The sequence below is a fragment of the Moorena sp. SIO2C4 genome, from assembly GCF_010672485.1.
Lineage (GTDB): Bacteria > Cyanobacteriota > Cyanobacteriia > Cyanobacteriales > Coleofasciculaceae > Moorena > Moorena producens.
This window is the reverse complement of sequence record NZ_JAAHGN010001143.1, coordinates 1-2,298: the sequence shown is the minus strand read 5'-3', so window position 1 is coordinate 2,298 and position 2,298 is coordinate 1. Positions and strand designations below refer to the sequence as shown.

3 protein-coding genes and 1 pseudogene are annotated in these 2,298 nt (G+C 48.2%); 3 read left to right on the top strand and 1 reads right to left on the bottom strand.

Annotated features, from left to right (window positions below; translation table 11 throughout):
• Nucleotides 1-256: 256 nt before the first annotated feature.
• Nucleotides 257-670, top strand: coding sequence for a hypothetical protein (locus F6K20_RS34765; protein WP_008178534.1), 414 nt, complete (start codon nt 257-259; stop codon nt 668-670).
• A 50-nt stretch (nt 671-720) separates the two neighbouring features.
• Here F6K20_RS34765 and F6K20_RS34760 read toward each other — a convergent pair whose 3' ends face one another.
• Nucleotides 721-924, bottom strand: coding sequence for a hypothetical protein (locus F6K20_RS34760; RefSeq protein ID WP_287297838.1), 204 nt, complete (start codon nt 922-924; stop codon nt 721-723).
• Between the two features lie 10 nt (nt 925-934).
• Between F6K20_RS34760 and F6K20_RS41015 the strand changes: the two are divergent.
• Both F6K20_RS41015 and F6K20_RS34750 read left to right on the top strand, forming a co-directional pair.
• Nucleotides 935-1,405 (top strand): annotated as a pseudogene (locus F6K20_RS41015) (IS1 family transposase); the annotation flags it as partial.
• Nucleotides 1,406-1,941: 536 nt separating this feature from the next.
• Nucleotides 1,942-2,298: FHA domain-containing protein (locus F6K20_RS34750; RefSeq protein WP_287297836.1), on the top strand; the 357-nt coding region annotated here is incomplete at its 3' end.

Below are 2,298 nucleotides of genomic sequence, written 5' to 3'. Positions count from 1 at the left end.
AGCAGAAGTCCGCATTCGTGCTGGACTAGAGTTGGTGAATGGAGTTCAGACGTGTTCTCTTTAGGTCGGGGCAGTTTACTATCGGGGGAGTTTGGCACTGGTTCCGTTAAGCGGGTGGTTGAAAGTCTTGCTATATCTGAATTAGGAGGGATAATAGGTAAGATTTGACCTGTCGCGACTTAGAGGTGAGCAATGGAGTTATTATCCCAAAATTGTCCGTTGTGTGGTAGTCCACAAGTTAAACCCCACGACCGCTATGAGACCCAAAACGGCACACGAACCATCTACCATTGCTTTGAGTGCGATACGTACTGAGCGTGAGACCTTCGCCACCCCCATAGCAGGACTGCGCACCCCCTTAAGTCGCATTATCGAGATTCTCAAAGCCAGAAGCGAAGGGATGGGTCTCCGTGTGGTTCGTACCTTTAACGTTTCCTTGAAAACGGTGATTGATTGGGAAGAACGTTTGGGTGGGCTTAAACCTGTATTGATGCTGTACGCCTTGCTTGATCAGTTTCTGCAACTGGTAATCGTTGGGGATGAACTGTACACGTTGGTCAACAAAAACGTCCCACAAAAGCTGAGTGAGGGCTGGACGATCGTCGAGATGGATAGAGCCAGTCGGTTTTTGTGGGAATTACATTGTGGTCAAAAAGAGCAACAACTGTAAGAACCACGCCATCAAGGTGTTAGTTCAAGTTATAGCAGTCGCCAGGGCAGTTAGGACATCGACATTAGTCTCACACCCTTTGTAAGCGATGCAGAGGTGCGACCCGTGGCGAATTTAATTCGCTCGCCAACGGAAAGCGCACCATTACGGTCTTGGGGGTTTCCCCCATGAGCGACTGCATCAAGAAGCGCAAGAGTTTGACTTCTGACTTCTGACTTCTGACTTCTGACTTCTGCTATATAGAGCAAACCCAAGACCGAGGGCCTGTTTACAGATGGGGAACGCCGCTATGGTAACTTGCTGTTTGAGATTTGCCATGAATTGGTGCGTGATGGCAAGCCGGGTCGTCCACCCAAACGCTTGCCCAAAGGCATACGGGTCAGACTCTTGAATAAGGGAGCCAAAAAGCGGGTCGGTCGTCCTCGCAAGAAGTACCAAGCTCCCGTACCAGAGCATCCGCAAACAAACTCAGAGGTTCCAGAACACGAGAAAAATGCCAATCATATCGATGGATTTAATCCATCGATGCGGCGGCGCAATAGTGCCAATAGGCGTCGAGCCAATACCTATGCTAAGTCCCGTCAACATTTGCTTTGAACCCTGGATGTGTTTTGGGTGGTTCACAATTTTGTTCGGGTACATTTCACAACTAAAGTTGTTCCTGCAGTGAAGTTAGGAATTATGGAAACAGGTCTGTCTTGGTCTGGACTGTTTAGTATTCGATCTGCTCTGTAACCACCTACTAGACAAGGGCTATACCTGTCCCATGCAACGGAACCAGTGCCCCACCTACGCGCCTGTACCTTAAAAACCTGGAATATAGGGTGACCTTCAGAAAAAAGACTCAATAGTTTGAGTTATCTGTGAATGGGTAAAATTCCATAGGTGCGCTTTCCGTCGGCGAATTAAATTCGCCACAGGTCGCACCTGCAGCTACATTGGAGATAGAACTTTTTGTATTGTTCCGGCGCGGAGGGGCATCCCGTGTCGTTAATAAAGCTTATCGAGTATCCGAACGCGCCCCGCGTCGGGCAAAGCCCGATAGGGATAGCTGGAGTTGGTAAGAAGCCCGCGCTGTACCGTGCTTGTCAGCGTCGGTAGTATGTCACTGTTTACAGTAAATTCTATATTAATATAGGTGTGCCTTAATTGGGGTGCATGTCAGTCCTTGCCAATCTAAGCAGATATGACTAACTCTGGCAGCCTTTTTGGCTGTATAAGCAAGGAAATCCCACGTCGTGTCGGTGGGGGATAGTTAACAGTATCAGGCCGTGAGGACAAAATCCTTGAAAGATGTGACACCGGCGATTACCCTAACCCTACTGCATCCTCTCCAGTCTGTGCCTGTTCAAAGTTGGCCCTTTGAAACAGAATCAGTGATTCGGATTGGCCGGTCAACCGATAATCATGTTATTCTCTATAGCGCTGTAGTTTCCCGTCACCATGTAGAACTACGGCGAAATCCTAATGGTTGGGAAATTATCAGTTTAGGTGCCAATGGCACCTATATGGATGGCAAGCGGATTACCCAAATGCCGGTTATCGATGGGATGATTATTCGTCTAGCTAGTTCGGGTCCGAAAATTCAGATTCATATTAATGGAGAAATGCCTTCAGCAAGGCTGAAA

Excerpts from the sequence above, each read along its gene's own strand:
- F6K20_RS34765 (WP_008178534.1), top strand. The coding sequence starts at position 257 with ATGAGACCCAAAACGGCACACGAACCATCTACCATTGCTTTGAGTGCG.